Below are 20,698 nucleotides of genomic sequence, written 5' to 3'. Positions count from 1 at the left end.
AGGGGGAAGGATGAGCAAGCGTTCCGTTTCATTGTTGCTGGCGGCCGTACTGGCTGCTGCCTGTGCGCCCGCCATCGCCGGCAAGCAGGACCCGATGGTGATCCCGGCGTACGAGAAAGTGGAATCCACCAACGGCATCGCGCCCACCGCCGCACGCATCAAGGCCGCGATCATCCACGCCGGCAAGTCGCGCGGCTGGACCGTCAGCGACAGCGAGCCCGGCAAGGTCACGCTGCGCTATGCGCCACGCACGCACGAGGTCATCGTGGCGGTGCGCTACGACGCCAATGGCTTCAAGATCGAGTACGTCTCCAGCAAGGAGATGAACTACGAGGTCAAGCGAGGTACGCCCGAGATCCACGGCAACTACAACCGCTGGATCCGCAATCTCGCCTTCGACATCCAGAACTCTCCCGTGTTTCACCAGCCTGATGCCGCCGCTACCGAGGCGGCCAGCCCGTGATGGCCGCCCGCTTGCAGGTCGTGTTCGCGCTGTGCCTGATCGCATTCGCAACGCCGGCGATCGCAGGCGACGTCATTTTCACCAACCCACGCATCACGCTTCGGGATGGTTACGTCGGCTCGCCGGAGTTCATGAAAGAGTGCGACTGGGCGGCGGAGCTTCCTTCCCATCTGGTCGAGTACTCGAAGGGTCTGGTGGAGCTGACCGATCAGGAACTCCAAAACCTGCCGGGTCGGACGCTGCGGCTTCGCATCATGCACATGCGGTCTGCGGACGGTGGTGGCTTCTCCGGACCCAAGTGGGCAACGGTGCGCGCGGAGTTGTTCCAGGACGGGAAGCTCGTCGGTCAGTACCAGCCTTATCGGCAGACGATGACGCTGTTTCGTGGCGGATGTTCGTCGCTGAGCAAGATCAGCGATGCGTTGGCAGGCGACATCGCAACATGGCTACGCCGCGGAAATTTCAGCGTGCAGTTCACGGATGAACAGAACAGGATCGAAATCGGCCCCGAAGAGGACGTCCCGCCGATCCAGTGACACCCTGTTATGGCGCCCGTGCGGCCCTCCACGCCACCCGAACATCCCGGTTGGCAAGCTTCACTCTTCAGCGGCCCGGCCGCCCATCCCCCAGGAGCTAGACCTTGAAACGACTTCTGACCACCGGACTGACCTGCCTGATGCTGGCGGCAACGCCCGCTTTCGCGGCCGATACCCGACTCGAACTGCCGCTGCAGGAGCTGATCAACTCGCCCGAAGCCAAGGCGGCGGGCATCGATGGCAGTGTGCGCTTCTATCTTGCCGGCCAGAAGACGCCGGCCGTGGTGTCCCGTTTCGGCGAAGACGTCACCAACAAGAAGACCAACGGTGTGGGCAAGTCCGATGCCGAGTCCTGCCGCTGGGTGGCGCTGTCGGCGCTCAAGGCACTGCAGGAAGGCGCCAAGGACCGCGGCGCCAACGCGGTCATCGATATCGTCAGCTACTTCAAGAAGAAGGAGTTCCGCAGTGCCACCAACTACGAGTGCCATGCGGGCGGCATCATGAGCGGCGTCGCGTTCAAGGCCACGTACGTCAAGATCAAGTAACGTCGCATGCGTTGCCACACAGGGCCACCGCAGGGCGGCCCTGTGCTTTTCAGCCATCGGCGAGCCGCGCATGCCGCAGGCGCAGCGCGTTGCCGACCACCGACGCGGAGCTGAGGCTCATCGCCAGGGCCGCCAGCATCGGCGACATCAGCGGGCCGCCGAACAGCCCCAGCACACCGGCGGCGACCGGCACGCCCAGGGCGTTGTAGGCGAAGGCGAACGCCAGGTTCTGCCGCATGTTGCGCACGGTCGCTTCGGACAAGGCCTTGGCACGCGCGATGCCGCGCAGGTCGCCTTTCACCAGCGTCACCTGGGCGCTGGACATGGCCACGTCGGTGCCCGTTCCCATGGCGATGCCGACATCGGCCGCCGCGAGCGCAGGAGCATCGTTGATACCGTCACCGGCCATCGCGACCTGCCGCCCCTCCTGCTTCAGGCGCGCCACCAGTGCGGCCTTGTCGGCCGGTCGGACATCGCCGTGAACCTCCTCGATGCCGAGTCGCGCGGCGATGGCACGTGCCGTGCGCTCACCGTCGCCGGTCGCCATGATGATGCGGAGGCCGTGCCTGCGAAGCGTGCGCAGCGCTTCCGGCGTGCTGGCCTTGATCGGGTCCGCTACGGCCACGCAACCGGCAAGGATGCCGTCCACCGACAGGAACATCACGCTGCCGCCTTCCGCGCGCAGGCGCTCCGCATGCGCCTGCAGCGCGTCCGTGGACACACTTTCTTCCCGCATCAGCGTGGCGTTGCCGAAGGCGAGGCGGTGACCCTCGACGCGCCCACGCACACCGATGCCGCTGCCGGACTCGAAATCCTCGGCCGTCGACAGCGACAGACCGCGGCGGCGTGCCTCCTGCACGACCGCCTGCGCCAACGGATGCTCGCTGCCGGCATCGAGGCTCGCCGCCAGCTGCAGCACCTGGTCCCCGTCGAACGGCGAGGATGCGTGCACCGAATGGAAGGCTGGACGCCCCTCCGTCAGCGTGCCGGTCTTGTCGACGATCAGCGTGTCGACCTTGCGCAACGTCTCGATGGCTTCGGCGTCGCGGAACAGCACGCCCGCCTGCGCAGCGCGGCCGCTGGCCACCATCACCGACATCGGCGTGGCCAACCCCAGCGCGCAGGGGCACGCGATGATCAGCACGGACACAGCGCTCAGCACGGCATGCGTCCACGACGGCGAGGGCCCGAACAGGCCCCAGCCCAGCAGCGTCGCCAGTGCTGCGGCCAGCACCGCCAGCACGAACCAGAACGACACCCGGTCGGCCAGTCGCTGCATCGGTGCGCGTGAGCGCTGCGCCTGCGCCACCAGATGCACGATCTGCGCGAGCACGCTGTCGCTGCCGATCTTCTCCGCGCGCATCACCAGGCTGCCGCTGCCATTGAGCGTGGCGCCGATGACCGGGTCGCCGGGCGTGCGCTCCACCGGCATCGGTTCGCCGGTCAGCATCGACTCGTCCACGTGGCTGCGGCCTTCCAGCACCACGCCATCCACCGGTACCTTCTCGCCCGGCCGGACACGCAGACGGTCGCCGACATGGACGTGCGACAGGTCGATGTCTTCCTCGCTGCCGTCTTCGCGCAGCCGGCGCGCGGTCTTCGGGACCAGCCCAAGCAGCGCACGGATGGCGGCCGAGGTCTGCGCGCGCGCCTTCAACTCCAGCAACTGGCCGAGCAGGGTCAGCGAGACGATCACCGCAGCCGCCTCGAAATAGACGCCCACCTGGCCATGTTCGCGGAACGAAGGCGGGAACAGCTGCGGCGTCAGCACCGAGACCACGCTGTAGCCGTACGCGGCCGCGACGCCGGTGCCGATCAGCGTCCACATGTTGGGACTGCGGTGCCGGATCGACTGCGCCCAGCGCTGGAAGAACGGCCACGCGGCCCACAGCACCACGGGCGTGCTGAGCACGAACTCCAGCCAGGTCCGTACGGTGGGCGGGATGACGGTGAGGTACATGCCGCCCATGGCCAGCACCAGCGTGGCCATGCTGAAAGGCAGCGTCCACCAGAAGCGGCGACGGAAATCCGTGAGTTCCGGATTCTCGCCTTCGTCCAGCGAGGGCAGCATCGGTTCCAGCGCCATGCCGCAGAGCGGGCAGATGCCGGGACCGTCCTGCACGATCTCCGGATGCATCGGACAGGTGTACTGCGCGCCTGGGAGTGCAGGTGCCTCGTCCGTCCCCGTGGGATGCAGGTAGCGGGACGGGTCCGCGATGAATTTCGTGCGGCAGCCGGCGGAGCAGAAATGGAAACGCGCGCCCGCGTGGTCGGCGTGGTGCGGCGTCGCGGCCGCGTCCACCTGCATGCCGCAGACCGGATCGATGGCCTGTGGAGTACCGGCGGGCAGCGAGTCCTTGTGACCACCGCAGCAGGCGGACTTCGCCGGTACGGCACCGGCATGGGCAGGGGAGTGCGAAGGACCGCTCATGCATCACCGCCCAGCGCGGACAGGATGGGGCACTGGCCCAGGGCGCCGTGTCCCGGGCACGCCTCGACCAGCGTGCGTAGGCCGTCACGCACGCGCGTCAGTTCCGCCAGGCGATGCTCCACATCGGCCAGCTTGCTGGCCGCCGCCGCGCGGATGGCGGACATGTCGCCATCGTGCGCCTGGCTCAACGCCAGCAGGTCGCGGATCTCTTCCAGCGTGAAACCGAGCGTCTTGGCGCGGCGGATGAAGGTGAGCCGCAGCACGTCGCCATCCTCGTAATGGCGGTAGCCGGACGCGCTGCGCACGGGCGCCGGCAGCAGGGCCTGTTTCTCGTAGTAGCGCACCGTATCGATGGGCACGCCGGTGCGGCGGGACAACTGTCCGATGTTCATGCGGGGACTCCTCGAAGTGCCTGCAGTCTGCACCCTGGAGCACACTCCAGAGTCAAGCCTCGGGGGCGGCGTCCCGGCCGCCCCTGGCTGCTCACGGCCTGTGCCGCGCGTAGGTGGACGTGGTGCCGTCATGACCGACGGCGAGCACCGTGTACGCCTCGGCGTCGACGCCCTCGACCTCCATGCCCGGGGAGCCCATCGGCATGCCGGGCAGGACGAGGCCGTGGAGGCGTGGGCGTTCCCTCAGGAGCCGGCGGATGTCGGATGCCGGCACATGGCCCTCCACCACGTAGCCGCCGACCTCGGCGGTGTGGCAGGACGCATGCGCCGGCGCGATGCCCAGGCGCTGCTTCACCCGGCCCATGTCGTCCTCGACGCGGTCGTCCACCTCGAAGCCCTCCTTGCGCAGGTGTTCCACCCACAGGTGGCAGCAACCGCAGTACGCATCCCGGTGCACGGTGATGCGCGGCAGGGTTTCCGCGGGCGGCGGCGATGCAGCGACGGCCGTGCTCACCGGCGACGGTATCGCCTGCGTACAGGCACTGGCGACTGCGAGCAGCGCGATCGATGCGCCGCGGAGCAGGGGAGTGCGATATCGCATGGTGGCCTCCATCAGAACCAGAGCCTGACGCCCGCCACGAAGCGGGTGTCGCGGGGGGATTCGCCATCGGCGCGTCGATGGTCGGCGGTATCGCCAAAGACGCGTTCGTGCACCACGCCCACATACGGGGCGAAGCGACGGCGGATTTCGTAGCGGAGCCGCAACCCCGCTTCGATGCCGGAGACACCACGCCCGATGCCGTAGTCCAGATCGTCCTTCGCCGCGATGTCCACCTCCACCAGCGGCTGCAGGACCAAACGGTTGGTGATGCGCAACGTGTACTCGGCCTCGACGTTGGCGGCGACCTGGCCGTCTTCGCCGATGTACGCGGTCGCCGCAACTTCGAACCGGTAGGGCGCCATGCCCTGCACGCCGACGGCAGCCCAGGTACGCGCATCGCCGGGCTTGAAGTCGTGGCGGACACCCGCCACCACGTCCCACCAGGGCGAAACGCTGCGGCCATACAGCACTTCCAGGTCCGCGCTTTCGGTATGGCCGCCGATGCGTTCGCCTTCGCTGCGCAGCCACAGGCGATCGGTGTCGGTGCCGAACCAGGCGATGCCTTCCCAGGCCTGGCCGGTGCCTTCGTCGGCGTCCCAGGCTTCCAGCCGGTTGAAGGTCACCTTGTGGTTGAACGCCGGTGCGTGCTGCATGGCGTGGTGGTCGATGGCCGGGAACGCCGCCGCCAGATCGTCCGCAGTGATGGCGGGGATCGGCTCGCGCGGGGACGTCGCGATGGCCGCCGGTGCTGCATGCGACATCGCGCCATGGTCGTGCTGCGCGTGTTCGTCCTGCGTCGGCGAGGCCTGCGTTGTCGCGTCGTCGGTCGTGTGCTGCGCATGATCGTGATGCTGCGCGAAGGCAGGCGCAGCCACACCGAGCGCGGAGGCAAGCGCGCCGGCGAGAATGAGCGGGGCAGGGGAGAGGGTCTTCATGCCTCGATCCTCACTTCCCGCATCATCCCGGCTTCCATGTGGTACAGCAGATGGCAATGGAAGGCCCAGCGTCCTAGCGCGTCGGCACGCACCCGATAGCTGCGCCGTGTGCCGGGCGGCATGTCGATGGTGTGCTTGCGCAGATGGAAATCGCCGTCGGCATTTTCCAGGTCGCTCCACACGCCGTGCAGATGGATCGGATGCTGCATCATCGTGTCGTTGACCAGCACGATGCGCATGCGCTCGCCGTACTTCAGTTTCAGCGGTTCGGCGCTGGCGAATGGAATGCCGTCGAACGACCAGGCGAACTTTTCCATGTGCCCGGTCAGGTGCAGTTCGACGGTCCGCGAGGGTTCGCGACCATCGGGATCGTCGAACAGGCTGCGCATCGCGCCATAGGTCAGCACCTGGCGGCCGTTGTCGCGCAGCCCGATGCCGGGATCGTCGAGCTTGGGTTCACTGGCGGACGACTGCATGTCGACCAGCGGATTGCCGGTCTCGCTGGCGGGATGGTTCGGTGCGCCCGATGCCGATGCATGCGCGCCGTGGTCCATCGCAGCCATGTTCGCGCCACAGCCGCCTTCGCCCATCATCGCGCCGCATCCCCCTTCCATGCCCTTGTGGGTGCCATGGCTTCCCATGTCGTGGCCCATGTCGGCCATCGTCAGCAGTGGACGCGGATCGCGTGCGGGAATCGGTGCTTCCAGCCCGTCGCGCACGGCCAGCGTGCCGCGCGCATAGCCGGTGCGGCCCATGTCCTGCGCGAAGAGGGTGAAGGCGTCCTGGCCCACCGGTTCGACGATCACGTCGAATGTCTCCGCCACGGCGATACGGAACTCGTCGACGCTGACCGGGTGGATGTACTGTCCGTCGGCAGCGACGACGGTCATCTTCAGACCGGGGATACGCACGTCGAAATAGGTCATCGCACTGCCGTTGATGAAGCGCAGCAGCACCTTTTCGCCCAGCTTGAACAGCCCGGTCCAGTTGCCGTCCGGCGCCGCGCCGTTCACCAGGTAGGTGTAGGTGTGCGCGTTGATGTCGGAGATGTCGGTGGGCGTCATCCGCATGCGCCCCCACAGGCCGCGGTCCTCGATGGTCTTCGCCAGTCCGTCGCGGCGCGCATCGCGCACGAAGTCCACCAGCGTGCGCTGGTAGTAGTTGTCGTGCTCCGGCATCTTCTTCGTCCGCCGGTACAGTGCCGCCGGATCGAGGTCGGTCCAGTCCGACAGCAGCACGACATGTTCGCGGTCGTAGTGGTACGGCGCCGGTTCGCGCGGATCGATGATCAGCGCGCCGTACAGGCCGGCCTGCTCCTGGAACATCGAGTGGCTGTGGTACCAGTAGGTGCCCGACTGCTTCAGCTGGAAGCGGTACTGGAACGTCTCGCCCGGTGCGATGCCGTTGAAGCTCAGGCCCGGCACGCCATCCATGTTCGATGGCAGCAGGATGCCGTGCCAGTGGATCGAGGTCATGTCGTGCAGCCGGTTGGTGACCCGGACGGTGACGGTGTCGCCTTCCCGCCAGCGCAGCGTGGGGGCGGGCAGGCTGTTGTTGACCGTGATCGCGGGCCGCGTGCGGCCGGTAATGTTCACCGGCATCGCGCCGATGCTCAGTGCGAAGTCGGTGCCGGCCACCAGCGCGGCACCGCCGCGTCGTGCGGGGATCCCGGCGGAGGCGGGCATGCGGGCAAGGCCGAAGCCGAGTGCGACGCCGCCGGTCGCAAGGCCGGTAACGAACTGGCGGCGCGTAGGCCGGAACGCTCCCAGGCGCCCCGGTGTGGAGTCATCGTGTTTCATTCGAACCATCCTGTGCATCGACGGTACGACCGACCGCTGTCGGTGTAGTCCGGCGTGGTCGTGGGACCGGGGCGCGTCAGGCGCTGTCCGGTCCTGCGGCAAGCCGCAACGTGGCGGCGTCAGGCCGCCAGGATGGGAGGTCGGTGACGGTGCGACAGGCGCACGGAGGCATGGACATCGGCACGGTAGACCGGTGCATCGGCTGACGGATACCGCGGTGCTCCCAGCGGAGCCAGCCAGGTCAGCGCGGGCGCATGCTGGGCACAGAACCCGTCGCAGTTACCGGCCTTGCAACACTCGGGCAGGCCCGCGTCATCGTCATGATGGTCGGCCGTGGATGCACCCGCGTGGCCCATCGCCATGCCCATGTCCATGTTCTCGTGGCATGGCGGCATGTCGTCGTGGCCGGATTGTGCGGCCGCGGCCATGTCGCCCATCGCCATGCGCGTGGCGGCATGCGCATACGCCGTGCCGTTGAGCAGCAGCGCAAGGCAGAGCAGGGCACGGAGCAGGGCAGCGACGCGGGACATGCCGCCATCATACGCCATGCCGCCGGACGTACCGCGGCGTAGGGATTCCGCGGCGGCGAGACGATCGTCCACGCTGCCCAGGGACGTGGCGACGCGATATCCTTGCCGCGTTATTGAAGACTCCGGACAACGTAGCGATCGCATGGCGGGCACGGTAATGACGAGCAAGGTGCCGGCGGGCGTCCCGACCGATTCCTCCCAGAAGGATTCCATTTCCACCCGCATCATCGTGGCGGACGTGGGCGGCACGTATGCACGGCTGGGCTGGATCGAGGCCGACGGCAGCAACGAGATTCGCGACTACCGGCGCTACGCATGCGCGGAACACCCTGATCTCGCTTCCATCCTGCACGACTATGCAGCGGGCACCCCGTGCCATGGTGCGGTCGTGGCGATCGCGGGCGTGCTGGAAGGCGATCGCCTGATCAATTCCAACCTGCCATGGGCCGTCTCGGTGGAACAGACGCGTGCCGGTGCAGGACTGGCCTGGGTACGGCTCATCAACGATTTCGAGGCCGTGGCCAATGCGGTTCCCACGCTGTCGCCGGACACGCTGTCGCCGCTTACGCCAGCGACCGGCTCTGGTACGTCGTCACCGGCCCTGGTGATCGGTCCGGGCACCGGGCTCGGCGCCGCTGTCTGGATCGAGGGCCAGCCGCCGCGCGTGCTGCCGACGGAAGTCGGCCAGGCCTCGCTGGCTGCCGGCAACGCCCTGGAGCTGGATATCGTCCGCCGATTGCTGAAGGACCGCCCGTACCTGCATAACGAGCATGTGCTGTCTGGTCCTGGCCTGATGAACCTATACCGGTGCCTGTGCGAACTTCGGGGCGAGACGCCTGTGCACGGGGATGCCGGCGCGCTCGTGGCCGCCGCGGATGCGGATGATCTTGCGAAGGAAACGCTGCAGACGTTCTCTGGTTGGCTGGGCAGCGTCGTCGGCGACCTGGCGATCATCTTCGGTGCGCGGGTCGTCTATCTCGCCGGCGGCGTGACCGCGCACATTCCCCAGTTCCTGCACGACGGGCGCTTCCTGCAGCGTTACCTCAACAAGGGCGTGATGACCGAGCAGTTGGAACGGGTGCCGGTGTGGCGGGTGGAGCATGGGCAGCTGGGCCTGGCGGGCGCGGTGGCCTGGTATCGGCAGAACCGCGCTGGGATCTGATCTGCCCTGCATGCTGTCTTGTACATAATAGGCATTAGCTTACGCGCTAACCATCTGAATCTTCAGCGGTTTACCGATACAGGAAACATCGGTGAACCCAGCTTCCCAACCATACAACGATGGGCCAGAACGCGCCCATCCTTGCACTGCCGGCGACGATAGCCGGAGCGTTCCTGGCACGCACGAAGCCCCGGTTTCATCGGACGCTTTGCGCCCAATCGTCCGCTACCACGGCGGCAAGTGGATGCTCGCGCCGTGGATCATTGACCACCTGCCAGCACACCACACTTACACCGAAGCCTTCGGCGGTGCGGCGTCGGTCTTGTTGCGCAAGCACCGATCGCATGCTGAGGTCTACAACGACCTAGACGGCGAAGTGGTCAATGTGTTCCGGGTTGCCCGCGAACGCGGCGCCGAACTGCGGCGGGCACTGGAACTTACGCCATTCAGCCGGGAAGAGTTCGACCTGTCCTACCAACCCACGGACGAACCGTTGGAGTGGGCCCGGCGGACCATCGTGCGCGCCTTCCAAGGCTTTAGTTCCGATGCGGCCTGCGGCGAGCGAAGCGGCTTCAGGTCCACGTCTTCAAGGTCGGGCACGTCGCCGGCTATGGACTGGCGAAACTATCCCGACGCACTGACGGCGATTACCGCCAGGCTGCAGGGCGTGGTGATCGAAAACCGGGACGCAAAGACGGTTATCGCCCACCACGACAGGCCAACTGCGCTTCATTACGTGGATCCGCCGTACGTGCACAGCACCCGAAGCACGAAGGTGAAGCACACCGATCCACGGAAGTCCTACAAGTACGAATTGGCCGACGAAGAACACGTCGAGTTGGCCGAATTTCTGCATGGCCTGGCCGGCATGGTTGTCCTGTCGGGCTACCCGTCACCGCTCTACGACCACCTGTTCCGCGACTGGCGACGCATCGATAGGCCTGCGCTGGCAGACGGGGCCAGGCCACGCGTCGAGTGCCTATGGCTAAACCCAGCAGCCGACCAGGCGCGCCGCCTTCCGCAGCAGAAGCAGCTGATCACTGGGGGGGCGGCATGAACCTGCGCATCCTGAAAAAGCTGTCGAAGCGCGCAGCACCACTACTGCTACAGCTGGAAAAGTGCCCGTACATGGGCACCCTCGATCACTACCCAGCAAGTCGAGGCGAAGGCTGCGTGCAGTCCTCCGGCTTTGATCGCAAGCACTGGGATCGCTGCGAATCGGCCCACCGGGATCTGTTCCGACAGACCGACATCCTGACCGAGCCGAGCAGGCGGGCAGGATTACGCTATCCGTACGTGAAGCTTTCGGAGCCCGACACCTGCTGGGACGGCACACCCCTTGTGGGCTGGTCGAGCGGCTACGAAACCCCGGAATGGGACGAACGCACCGCGTGGGAATACCTGGAAGACCTGGTGTTCGGTGACGGCATGGACGTGGTGCTGAACCCCGCGGGCAACGGGGCCGATGTTCCCGACCACGACTACATCCAGACGCTGCGGCTGCCGAACCCGGCAGCGGTGCTGCGCCACGCCAGGGTGATGGTGGCCAGGATGGTGTCGGCATGAAGGCACCCGCAACACAGCTTTACTGGAAGGAATGGGTGGGCGACATGGCGCTGGGGCGCTGTTCGCTCGCCGCCCAGGGCGCGTGGGTGCGCATCCTGGCCGTGCTGCACCAGTCCGACGAATACGGGGTGCTGCGCTGGCCCCTGGCCGAACTGGCATCGGCCGCGAACGTTCCGCTGCGTTATGCGCGCGAATTGGCGACAAAAAGCGTGCTGAAAGGCAGCGACCGTTTCGATACCGACTTCGTGCACACGCCGAGGCATGCGGGGCGTGATCTTCCGTCCGTGATTCTGGTGAAGGCAGACGGCGGAAGTTGTTGGTTTTCCGCGCGTTTTGTCCGCGATGAGTGGCGGCGAACGCAGCGTGGCGCCACGACTCGCTTCACCGAAACCAACCAACCCAGCCGGTCACCAACCGGTCGGGTGGGTGACCGGCAAGGTGACGGCCCTGCTTCTGCTTTTGCTTCTGCATCTTCAGGTATAGATAAATCTCTGCGAGAGGATAGATCCCAGGGTGGGGCAGACGACCTGGCGCGCGCGCTTCGTGGAGTAGCGGGGTACAGCGAATGCGGGGCGTTCGTTCCCGAACTGCTGGAAGCGAAGGCGGCAGGGGTAACACCGGAGCAGATCGCCAACGTCGCCCGCGAGAAGCAGGGCAAGTCGGTGGCCTACATCGCGCGTACCGCGATCGGTCGACAGCTGGACAAGCAACAGCAGGCCAGCGAGGTACCAGGTGCACCGGCAATTGCCGCGGTTGACCCTGAGGCCAGGGCGCGAGCGGACGAACTCCGCGAGATCGACGCCAAGCTGATCGACCTGCGCCATCACCGTGACCACACGGGGATGCTTAGTGCCGACGACTACACCGAACGCGCGGCGCCGCTGCTGGCGCGGTGGCGCGAACTGCAGCCGAAGGCCGCGCTGGGGGCTGCTTCGTGATCTTCCCTTCCCAATCATTGCGCGCAAACACTGTTGTTACCCTTGGCGTGGAACATCCGCACGGGCTGGCTGCATCCCTTGTGGCAGTAGGCGGAACCGCTGGACCGGCTCGCCGTGGAACGTTCCACGGGCTTTGGAACAGACCGGCGAGCGGCGAACGTAAGTCATTGATCTGTAAGGGGTCTGGCGTGGTGTCCGGACCGGGGCGCTACGCGGCACCGCAGCAGGGGGGGCACCCCCCCTTTGTTCCACGGGCCCGCCGAGGGGGTCGGCTCAACTACTGCCGCCTCGAAAAATGGGAAGGGTTCCCAAGGGCGACGACCCCCGGCGGTGACGCGTGAGCGCGCCGGACATCGCGCCGCTGCCCGATGGCGTCGCCGAAGCGCTGGCAGGGCTCCCCAATGGCCGCGAGTTGCCCGCGCACCGTGCATGGCTGCTGGCGAGCGAACCACGCTTCGCCGAGGTCATGCGGCGAGTGGAGCGGCGCGGCCTGCCGCCGCGCAGCCTGGCCGAACTGTGGTTGTGGCTGGTCCACCTGACCATCGACTGCGGGTCGCGTCCGGCGACCACGGGGCAGTCCTACGGTCGAACCGCCGGCCGCTTCCTGGCGTGGGCGGCCGGCAACGGGATCGACTTCACCCAGGCCACGCTGGAAGACCTGAACCGCTGGCAGCGCTGGCTGGCCGTGGAATGCAAAAACGGAAATACGTGGCGTGCACAGCAAGTGCAGGCGCTACGCAACTTTTTCGACTGGCGTCGCGCCTGCGGCTTGGCGAAGGCGAACGCCGCCGCCGACCTGCAGGGCCCCAAGGTCAAGCCCAAGCCGGCGAAGAAGTACACCGACGACCAGCTGCGCGGCCTGTTCGCCGCGATCGCCAGCGCCAACCCGCTGCGGTCGGTACGGGACCGCTGCGCCACGCTGCTGCTGCTGACCACAGGTCTGCGGCGCGAAGAGTTGGCCAGCCTGAAGCTGGCGCACCTGGAATTGAGCGCCGCTCGCGGCGTGGTGCGGATCGAGGGTAAGGGCGCCAAGGAACGCGAAGTGCCGTTCGAAGGGCCGGTGGTCACCGCGCTGCACGAATGGCTGGCCGCGCGCGACGGGTTGCCGTTCGACATCGACCGCGATGCGGTGTTCGTCGCGTTGACTGGGCCCACGCAGGGGCACGCGCTTGCGCTGCGCAGCTTCGAAGCGATGGTCGGCAAGCACGCGAAGGCGGCGAAGCTGCGCGACTGGGGCATCCATCGCTTCCGCGTGACGTTTGCCACGCAGCTGTACGACGACGGCGCGGATATCGAAACCATCCGTGCCCTGATGGGCCACGAAAGCATCGAAACGACGCGCGGGTATCTCGCCGTGTCGGAGCGCGCGCGACGCACGCGCCTGAGTTCAGCGCGCCAGCACCGCGTGCTGGGGACCAAACCAACAGGCACACCCATGTGGGCGCGCCTGGCAGCAGGGGAACTGTCGAGTGATTGACGAAATCCGATTCAGTGATGCCGGCGAACGGGCTACCGAGTTCGAACGCCGGTTGGTGGCGCAAGCCGGCGCCGTGGAAAACGAATGGCTGGACCTGGCACGCCGCATGATGGCCGTGGTGGGTGAAGACGCCGGCCTGCGCGCCTTCCTGGTGCTGCTGGACGAGATGGGCGGCGGCGAAGTCAGCGTGTGCAAGCGCGTCAAGTTCTTCCAGCGGTTGTGGACCGCGGAGCGTGATGCGCTGATCGTCAACATGGCGTCGCGCGAATCCGACCCGTGGCCGCAGGCGGAGATTGCCAGGCTGCTGGGAGTCTCCGCGCCGTACGTGCACAAGGTGCTGCGGCGGAAACTCGGGCGGGAGACGCGAGGGGGCGCGGCGTGATACGAACCCATCCCGTGAGCAAATCCATCATCCGCGAACGCAAGCCCCTGACCGCTGCCCAGTTGCAGCAGCGGCGCGATGCCGCGAAGAAAAGCACCGGCCCGCGCACCATGGAGGGCAAGGCGCGTTCCAGCCGCAACGCGTGGAAGCACGGTTTGAACAGCGCCATCCACGTGTCGCACTTCGACAGCGGGCTGCAGTCGCTGCTGGGGGCCACCGGCAAGCCGTGCCAGACGACGTGCCCGAAGTATCCGTGTTCGCTGGTGGATGAAGGCCAAACGAAGGCAGGCGGCAGCTGTCTGGACAAGCAGGTTTATGTGCAGGCGTTCACCGCCATCATCGATGCGTTGCAGTCCGGCAGCATGGATGGCATGCACGGACTGATGGCGGCGGAAGTATCCGCCGCGCTGCAGATGCTGCACGAACTGCGGTCGACGGTTTCCACGCAGGGTCTGGTGATCGGCATCCCGATGGTGACCGACGAAGGCAAGGTGATCTACGACGCCAAGGGCGATCCGGTCATCGGCAAGTACGTCGCCAATCCGGGCTACCCGATGATGATCAAGACGCTGGAAACGCTGGGCATCAGCCTGCCGGAACTGCTGGTCACGCCGCAGGCGAAGGCCAAGGCCAAGGTGCAGGAAGAGGCCACCGACGCCATGCAAACCGTGCTGGGCGGCATCTTCCAGCGCGCTGCGGCAGCGAAGGGCGCAAAGGCGCTGCCACCAGGTGGTGGCTGATGGCGGTCAAACCCGTCAACGTCGGCATCCTTCAGGCGCAGATGCTGGACCGCGGCGTCTACGACGCCGACGAGTTCGATGCATGGATGGCCGAACGCGGCTGGGCATGGAGAGCGCTTGAACGCGGCGACTACGGCATCACCGTCGACGAAGCGCTGGTGGTCTTCACGTTCGAAGATCCGCTGCGCTGGGCGGAAACGTTCCTGTTCGAACCGGACAGCGGTGATCCGTATCGCTTCTGGGACTACCAGCGCCCCAGCATGCGGGCATGGATGCAGGACGTGATCCACCAGGACGGCGCCGAGTGCGGCAAGACGCGCGAGATCATCGCGCTGACGGCGTGGGCGGGCTGCACCGCGATGGGCGGTCGCGTTCCGAACCCGTGGTCGCTGATCGCGGCGCCCCAGCAGACGCACCTGGACGAAATCATCCTGGCGCTGGAAGAGCAGTTCGGCGTGGCTGACGGCGCCGGCCAGAAAACCCTTATCCAGCACTTCTGGCTGAAGCCCAAGCGCACGCCCCACACCATGCACCGGTTCCTCGCACCCAATCCGGTGCGACCGGACAAGCCGAGCATTGCGCGCACGTACTACCGCCCCGGCGGTCATGACGGCGAAGCGTTCCGCGGCGTGCACGTCAACGCCTTCGGCCTGTTCGACGAAGGCGCCAAGGTCAAGTCCAAAGTGATCTTCAGCGAGTTCTGGCGTGCGCTGAAACCGGGCTGCCGGGCCCGCGTCTATTCGGTGCCGGACGGCGACCGCGCCAGCGAGTTTTTCCGGCTCACGCAGACCGCCGTACCTGACCTGCCGGTCGGCAAATCGGGTTACCGCCTGTTCCGCTGGCAGCAGACGATGAAGCCTGCGCCGTTCTGGTCCGCCGAGCGTGACGCCGAAATGGTCCGCCGCTTCGGTGGTCGGAATACGCCGGGCTTCCAGCGCAACGTGCTGGGCGAACACGGCCAGGCAGAGAACCCCGTGTGGCCATGGGGCAGTCTGATGCCCAACGTGGTGGATCTGCCGGACTATCGCGTGATCAAGCTGCACGCCGATGCGGAGGCCGACACGCTGTCCATCGAGGTTATGGGCGTGAAGCTGTCGGTAAGCGATGGGCGCAAGGTGGGCACGTACGACACCCTGCGCGACGACGCCATCGACCTGGCCCCCATCCTGCGCGGTACGGACGCAAGCCGCCGGGCAGCCATGGCGGACATCCTGCGCCCACACATCCCGTTCACTGCGCACGGCTCTTTCTGGGCTGGCGGTGACTTGGGCGAGCGCAACGACCCCACGGAACTGATCGTCAGCGAAGAGGTGGGGCCCGTCATGCGGGACTGTGTCCGCATCAAGCTGCAGGGGTTTCCGTATCACCTGCAGGAAGACCTGATCTTCGTGCTGGACAGCCTGTTCAACCACCTGCCGTTCTGGGGTGTCGACCTTGGCAGTGCGGGCACGGTGGTGGTGAAAGACCTGTGCACCGTCGACCGATTCCTGGACGCCATGTTCGACGGCCGCATGGTTGGGTTCCACTTCCAGCAGAACGTCGAGTGCATCGGCGAAGACGGCGAGGCGCTGGAAGACGACGACCAGCGTACCGGCGAGCGGCGCACGCTGGTGGCCCCCGCCAAGCACTGGGCCACGCAGTGCATCAGCGCCCGCCTGCAGGCCGGCGGCTACGCGCTGCCGTACGACAACGATGCGTTGAACGCCATGGCCACGCAGACTGCGCGCGAGGGCGCCAAGTGGCCGATCTACAGCAAGAAAGACGACCACGTGCCCGACGCCAGGCGCCAGCAGATGCTGCGCAAGCTGCGTGCATTGATCGATGAAGGTCTGGGGCACGACCTGTTCGCATCGGGTGCAATCGAGCGTGCCGCATGATCGTGACAGACCACGCCCGCAAGCGGTGGGAAGAGAGGTTCCCCGGTCGCGACATGGTGGCCGAGTTCACCACGTCGCGCCGACCTGGAAAAGCGACACGGCGAAAACTTGCCAATCAGCTGTCGGACGACACGCGAAAGCGTACGCGCGGCGGTGGGCGGTATTACCTGGTTTCGAAAGCCGGCGCAGGTTCGTGTGCACGCCGCCGGAAACCATCATCACCACGTTCCCGCTGACCGGGAACACCGACTGGAAGACACCATGCGCATCATGAATCTGTGGCCGGAATGGCCGTGGTCCGCCCGCCGCAAGGCGGCCACCAATGGCGGCATCGCGGCGTCGCTGCGCGAAGGCGAGGGGATGGGCGTGTGGCAGGACATCATGGGCAAGTGGCAGCCCCGGTCCCGCAACCCGTACCTGCTGGAAGCGCTACGCGAGGCGATCCCGATCCTGGACGGCGGCATCAGCCGGCTGACCACGATGGACGGCATTATCACGGTGGAGGGTGCCAACGATAAGCTGGTGCAGGAAATCGAGCAGTGGATGAACAACGTGCCCGTCAACGACCTGGAAACGGGATACCAGGCGTTCTACCGGTCGCAGGGCGACGAACACTACGAACAGGGTGTCGGCATCGGCGAGTTCATCTACGACGGCCGCGGCCGCGAGGTGATCGGCCTGCGCGTGGCGGACAGCAAGGGCGTGTGCTTCGTGCGCCACGAAGGCGCACTGCGCACGTTCTACCGCGCACCGGACCCGGATAGCGATCGCCGCCCCGATGGGCTTGGCCAGGTGGAACAGATCCTGCGCGGCAGCGTTCGGCATGACGTGCTGTCGGGACTGCGCACGCTGGGCTTCGTGGAACTTGATGCGCGCCAGCTGGTGTTCGCGTTGAACAAGCCGGAAGCCGATAACCCCTACGGCACCAGCATTCTGCGCAGCATCCCGTTCGTGGCGCAGATCCTGCTGAAGATGCAGAACGCCACAGGTCGCGCATGGGAGCGCTTCGGCGACCCCAGCTATCACGTCCACTACGGCACGAAGAACGCCAAGGTGGATGCCACGGAAGCGCAGAAGCGCGCCAACACCATTGCCGATAACCTGGGCAAGGCCATGCTGGCCAAGAAGCGTGGCAACAGCATGGACCTGGCCACGGCGGCCGCGCGCGACGACGAAATCAAGGTCGAGGTGATCGGCGGCGCTGGCGAAGTGCTGGAAATCGAAGCGCCTGCCCGCAGCATGCTGGAACAAATCGTGGCCGGGTTCGGCCTGCCGCCCTGGATGCTGGGCATCACCTGGTCGCAGGCCGCCGGCATCGGCGAACAACAGTCCGTCGTGGTGCTGCAGGAATCGGAAACACGCTTCGCGGTGCGCAAGCCGCAGCTGCGCCGTCCCATCGAAGCCATGCTGCGCGCGCGCGGCCGCACGTGGAAGCCCGGCGACTGGGATCTGGTGCAGCGCCTGCCCAACCTGATGGACGAGCAGAAGCGCGCGCAGGCCGGCTTCCTGCGGGCCCAGACGGCCCTGATGCTGGGCGAGAGCGGCCAGGTGGACCCTGCCGAGCTACGCCGCGGCATCGACAACAACCTGCGCACGCCGCGCAGTTCGCGCACCGGCAAGGCGCGCACTAAGTCCGACGACACCACGGAGGGCGAGCCATGGGCACGCAACGACCCGGCGCTGCCCGCGCTGGAAGCCACAGCGTCCAGCGCGCTGAAACGCCAGTGGCACGCACTGGCCGCTGATGCCCTGCGCACGTTGGGCCTGGATACGCCGGATGGCGAGGCGTTCGAACTGGCGCCCGGGACGGAAGCCATGCTGCTGGCGCAGGGCAATGCGCGCGTGCCGGCGATGGCGAAGGCGTTGCTGGAAGCGCAGCTTGGCGCGTGGGATCGCGGTGTGCGCAATGGCGCCGACGACCTGGACAGCGCGAAAGGCGCCAAAGCGTTGATGGATGACCCGGTGGTGCAGGCCGCGATCGCGCGACTGAGGGATCGCGTGCGCGACTCGCTGACGCAGACCGGACTGCAGCTGGTGCGTGACGGCTTCGCGCGGCAGTACCAGTCCCGCATCGTCGCGGCCCTGGCGTCCGGCGAGTTCGACGGACAGAACCCTGTGAACGTTGCCCGCGAGTTGCAGCGCCGCTTCGATGGGGGCGACTACAACTGGGAACGGCTGGCGCGCAGCGAAATTGCCATGGCGCAGTCTGATGGTTCGCTGGCGCTGTACGAGCAACAGGGCATCACGCTGGTGGACTACAGCACCGCGGAGGACGAAGCCGTGTCGACCATCTGTCGTGAATTGGCCGCGGCTGGGCCGTACACGCTGGACAAGGCGCCGGTGCCGGTGCGCGACTCGCACCCGAACTGCCGCTGCGCCATCGTTCCGAACGCCTGACCGTTAACCAACGGGGGAGACGGCGCATCGGCACGTCTCCCAACCTTCACCCGCACAAGCAATCCACCGGCCCCGCATGGGGCCATTGCGGAGTGAAGCCGTGGACAAGAAACCCGAAGAGCTCGCCGAGATCCAGAATCTGCCGATTCCGGAATTCTCCGAACGCCTGACGGGCCTGACGCTGGCCGACCTGGCCGCACTGCGCGAACTGGAAGCGAAGGAAGCCAACCGCAAGGACGCGCTGGAAGCCATCGACGAACAGGTGGCCAAGCTGGAAGCCGCGGCCGCCGAAGCGAACCGCGATCCGAGTCCGTCGCAGACCGCCCAGGCTGAAGCTGCGCCGGCAACGTCCGACGAAGTGCCCGCCTGGCAGCGCGAGGACTACGCCGGCCCGCTGGACATCGAACAGGCTTCGTGGCGCAACGCCCACCTGAAGCCGCAGTCGGCGACCACCAAGCCGGTGAAGGCGCCGAAGACCAAGTGAGCGGCCTGCACAAATCGCTGACGCTGTGCATCAAGGCGGCCGGTGATCCGACCGCCGACCAGCTGGCCGCCATCCGCCCGTACATGCTGGCGGACCTGCCGCCGGAACAGCTGTACGTGCGCACGTTCGCCCTGGCGCACAACGCCATCGACCGCGACGACGAGGCATTCGATGACTCGCTGCTGGCCGACTTCGCCCGCACGTTGCCGGGCAAGGGGCTTTTCATCAAGCACCCGTCAGGCTGGGATGGTGATTCCGGTCCCGGCGAAGGGCGGTTTTTCCACGCCGAACTGCAGACCATGAGTCACGCCGAGGCGCGCACGCTGCTGCGCCAGCCGGACCTGACGTGGCCGCCCGGCGTCACCACCGCCACCATCCTGATGGCGAGCGCCTACATGGTGCGCACCGAGGGCAACAAGGATCTGCTGCTGAAGGCAGACGCCGGCATCGTGTCGGACGTGTCCATCGGCTTCACCGCCAAGCGTGGCGACTACTTCCGTGACGAAGCGGGCCGCGAAATGCAGGCCCGCCGTCTGACTTCCCCCGGCGAAGCGCTGGAAGGCTCGCTGGTCTGGCTGGGTGCGCAACCCGGCGCCCGCGCCATCAAGGGCGCATCACGTACCGAGGAAACCGACATGCCCACCCAGCAGGAACTGGACGCGGCCAACACGCGCGCCGCCGATTTCGAAAACAAGTTCAAGGCCGCCGAGCCGTCGCACAGCGTCGTCACGAAGGCGCGCGAAGCGCTGGGCGACAACGCGCACCTGATCGACAAGCCGGGCGACCTGGCGGCGCTGGTCGATGCGGGCAAGGCGCACCGCGACAGCCTGATCGACACCATCGTCAAGGGCGAGCGCGCGGCCGGCCTGTGTGGCGACGACGAAGAATCGGTGGCGGCCGCCAAGGCGATCTACGCCGGCCAGCCGCTGGCCTCGCTGCAGAAGCGGGCCGACGCCGTGCAGGCGAGCGCCGCCAAGGGTGGCCGCATCGCCCCCAACGATCCCCCCGCGCCGGAGCGCACCACCGACGAAGGCACGAAGGGTGCCCCGCCGGTGTTCGCCGCCGCGTTCACCGCCTGACCGGAGAGCACGACCATGGGTCTTCAGCTGCGCAGCCCGTCCAACCAGATCCGTGGCCTGCAGTTCGCTGCCACGGGCGCCACCGTCGCCAAGGTGCCGCATGTGCACAACGCCCGCGTGTTCATTCCGATGAACTCCGCGGACGCTGCGGCCAGCAACGAACACATCTACGACTCGGAGGTTTCGGGCGCACCGAAGGCCACGGGCGAGGCGTGGGCGGTGGGCCAGGCGATCTACTGGGACAACACCAACAAGCGCTTCACCACCACCGCATCGGGCAACACGGCCTGCGGCTACGCCCTCGCTCCGGCGCTGGCGGCCGACACCGTCACCCCGCTGTTCCTCTTCCAGAGCTTCTAAGGGC

21 protein-coding genes are annotated in these 20,698 nt (G+C 66.9%); 15 read left to right on the top strand and 6 right to left on the bottom strand.

What is annotated here, in order from left to right:
* Positions 1-10 precede the first annotated feature (10 nt).
* The 3 genes from ACSQ1W_RS08590 to ACSQ1W_RS08580 all read left to right on the top strand — a co-directional run bounded on the left by ACSQ1W_RS08590 (position 11) and on the right by ACSQ1W_RS08580 (position 1,544).
* Complete coding sequence (locus ACSQ1W_RS08590; RefSeq protein WP_436042893.1) at positions 11-463, top strand: hypothetical protein; 453 nt, start codon at positions 11-13, stop codon at positions 461-463.
* Positions 460-999: a hypothetical protein gene (locus ACSQ1W_RS08585; RefSeq protein WP_436042891.1), complete on the top strand. Its 540-nt coding sequence runs from the start codon at positions 460-462 to the stop codon at positions 997-999. The genes ACSQ1W_RS08590 and ACSQ1W_RS08585 overlap by 4 nt, the downstream gene beginning before the upstream one ends.
* A 104-nt stretch (positions 1,000-1,103) precedes the next feature.
* The gene (locus ACSQ1W_RS08580; RefSeq protein ID WP_225589121.1) at positions 1,104-1,544 is read left to right on the top strand and encodes an excinuclease ATPase subunit; all 441 of its coding nucleotides are present in this window, start codon (positions 1,104-1,106) and stop codon (positions 1,542-1,544) included.
* A gap of 49 nt (positions 1,545-1,593) precedes the next feature.
* Here ACSQ1W_RS08580 and ACSQ1W_RS08575 read toward each other — a convergent pair whose 3' ends face one another.
* The 6 genes from ACSQ1W_RS08575 to ACSQ1W_RS08550 all read right to left on the bottom strand — a co-directional run bounded on the left by ACSQ1W_RS08575 (position 1,594) and on the right by ACSQ1W_RS08550 (position 8,232).
* Positions 1,594-3,975 carry a heavy metal translocating P-type ATPase gene (locus ACSQ1W_RS08575; protein WP_436042889.1) on the bottom strand — a complete coding sequence of 794 codons (2,382 nt, stop codon included), beginning with the start codon at positions 3,973-3,975 and terminating at the stop codon, positions 1,594-1,596.
* Positions 3,972-4,367, bottom strand: coding sequence for a heavy metal-responsive transcriptional regulator (locus ACSQ1W_RS08570; RefSeq protein ID WP_436042887.1), 396 nt, complete (start codon positions 4,365-4,367; stop codon positions 3,972-3,974). Before ACSQ1W_RS08570 ends, ACSQ1W_RS08575 begins: the two co-directional genes overlap by 4 nt.
* A 91-nt stretch (positions 4,368-4,458) precedes the next feature.
* Positions 4,459-4,968: a DUF411 domain-containing protein gene (locus ACSQ1W_RS08565; RefSeq protein ID WP_436042885.1), complete on the bottom strand. Its 510-nt coding sequence runs from the start codon at positions 4,966-4,968 to the stop codon at positions 4,459-4,461.
* An 11-nt stretch (positions 4,969-4,979) separates the two neighbouring features.
* Entirely contained in the window at positions 4,980-5,903 is a 924-nt protein-coding gene (locus ACSQ1W_RS08560) for a copper resistance protein B (protein WP_436042883.1), read from the bottom strand.
* Positions 5,900-7,702 carry a copper resistance system multicopper oxidase gene (locus ACSQ1W_RS08555; protein ID WP_436042881.1) on the bottom strand — a complete coding sequence of 601 codons (1,803 nt, stop codon included), beginning with the start codon at positions 7,700-7,702 and terminating at the stop codon, positions 5,900-5,902. Before ACSQ1W_RS08555 ends, ACSQ1W_RS08560 begins: the two co-directional genes overlap by 4 nt.
* Before the next feature lie 119 nt (positions 7,703-7,821).
* Positions 7,822-8,232: a CopL family metal-binding regulatory protein gene (locus ACSQ1W_RS08550; protein WP_436042880.1), complete on the bottom strand. Its 411-nt coding sequence runs from the start codon at positions 8,230-8,232 to the stop codon at positions 7,822-7,824.
* A gap of 157 nt (positions 8,233-8,389) precedes the next feature.
* Between ACSQ1W_RS08550 and ACSQ1W_RS08545 the strand changes: the two genes are divergently transcribed.
* The 12 genes from ACSQ1W_RS08545 to ACSQ1W_RS08490 all read left to right on the top strand — a co-directional run bounded on the left by ACSQ1W_RS08545 (position 8,390) and on the right by ACSQ1W_RS08490 (position 20,694).
* The gene (locus tag ACSQ1W_RS08545) at positions 8,390-9,394 is read left to right on the top strand and encodes a glucokinase (protein WP_436042879.1); all 1,005 of its coding nucleotides are present in this window, start codon (positions 8,390-8,392) and stop codon (positions 9,392-9,394) included.
* Positions 9,395-9,485: 91 nt separating this feature from the next.
* Positions 9,486-10,451, top strand: a complete 966-nt coding sequence (locus ACSQ1W_RS08540; RefSeq protein ID WP_436042877.1) for a DNA adenine methylase — start codon at positions 9,486-9,488, stop codon at positions 10,449-10,451.
* Positions 10,448-10,960: a hypothetical protein gene (locus ACSQ1W_RS08535; protein WP_436042876.1), complete on the top strand. Its 513-nt coding sequence runs from the start codon at positions 10,448-10,450 to the stop codon at positions 10,958-10,960. Before ACSQ1W_RS08540 ends, ACSQ1W_RS08535 begins: the two co-directional genes overlap by 4 nt.
* Positions 10,957-11,898: a hypothetical protein gene (locus ACSQ1W_RS08530; protein ID WP_436042875.1), complete on the top strand. Its 942-nt coding sequence runs from the start codon at positions 10,957-10,959 to the stop codon at positions 11,896-11,898. Before ACSQ1W_RS08535 ends, ACSQ1W_RS08530 begins: the two co-directional genes overlap by 4 nt.
* A 337-nt stretch (positions 11,899-12,235) precedes the next feature.
* Positions 12,236-13,375, top strand: coding sequence for a tyrosine-type recombinase/integrase (locus ACSQ1W_RS08525; protein WP_436042873.1), 1,140 nt, complete (start codon positions 12,236-12,238; stop codon positions 13,373-13,375).
* Entirely contained in the window at positions 13,368-13,757 is a 390-nt protein-coding gene (locus ACSQ1W_RS08520; RefSeq protein ID WP_435998530.1) for a hypothetical protein, read from the top strand. The genes ACSQ1W_RS08525 and ACSQ1W_RS08520 overlap by 8 nt, the downstream gene beginning before the upstream one ends.
* A 14-nt stretch (positions 13,758-13,771) precedes the next feature.
* A complete protein-coding gene (locus ACSQ1W_RS08515; RefSeq protein ID WP_436042872.1) occupies positions 13,772-14,497 on the top strand; it encodes a hypothetical protein in 726 nt (241 codons plus the stop codon).
* Positions 14,497-16,374, top strand: coding sequence for a hypothetical protein (locus ACSQ1W_RS08510; RefSeq protein WP_436042870.1), 1,878 nt, complete (start codon positions 14,497-14,499; stop codon positions 16,372-16,374). The genes ACSQ1W_RS08515 and ACSQ1W_RS08510 overlap by 1 nt, the downstream gene beginning before the upstream one ends.
* 261 nt (positions 16,375-16,635) lie before the next feature.
* The gene (locus tag ACSQ1W_RS08505; RefSeq protein ID WP_436042868.1) at positions 16,636-18,771 is read left to right on the top strand and encodes a minor capsid protein; all 2,136 of its coding nucleotides are present in this window, start codon (positions 16,636-16,638) and stop codon (positions 18,769-18,771) included.
* 100 nt (positions 18,772-18,871) lie between these two features.
* Positions 18,872-19,255 (top strand): hypothetical protein, encoded by a 384-nt coding sequence (locus ACSQ1W_RS08500; RefSeq protein ID WP_436042866.1) that lies wholly within the window; start codon positions 18,872-18,874, stop codon positions 19,253-19,255.
* Positions 19,252-20,334 (top strand): hypothetical protein, encoded by a 1,083-nt coding sequence (locus ACSQ1W_RS08495; RefSeq protein WP_436042865.1) that lies wholly within the window; start codon positions 19,252-19,254, stop codon positions 20,332-20,334. The genes ACSQ1W_RS08500 and ACSQ1W_RS08495 overlap by 4 nt, the downstream gene beginning before the upstream one ends.
* A gap of 15 nt (positions 20,335-20,349) precedes the next feature.
* Positions 20,350-20,694 (top strand): DUF2190 family protein, encoded by a 345-nt coding sequence (locus ACSQ1W_RS08490; RefSeq protein WP_436042863.1) that lies wholly within the window; start codon positions 20,350-20,352, stop codon positions 20,692-20,694.
* Positions 20,695-20,698: the final 4 nt, after the last annotated feature.

The organism is Pseudoxanthomonas sp. LjRoot143 (genome assembly GCF_964252945.1).
Lineage (GTDB): Bacteria > Pseudomonadota > Gammaproteobacteria > Xanthomonadales > Xanthomonadaceae > Pseudoxanthomonas_A.
Note: the sequence above shows the minus strand (reverse complement) of the source record. Positions and strands in the feature narration are given on the sequence as shown.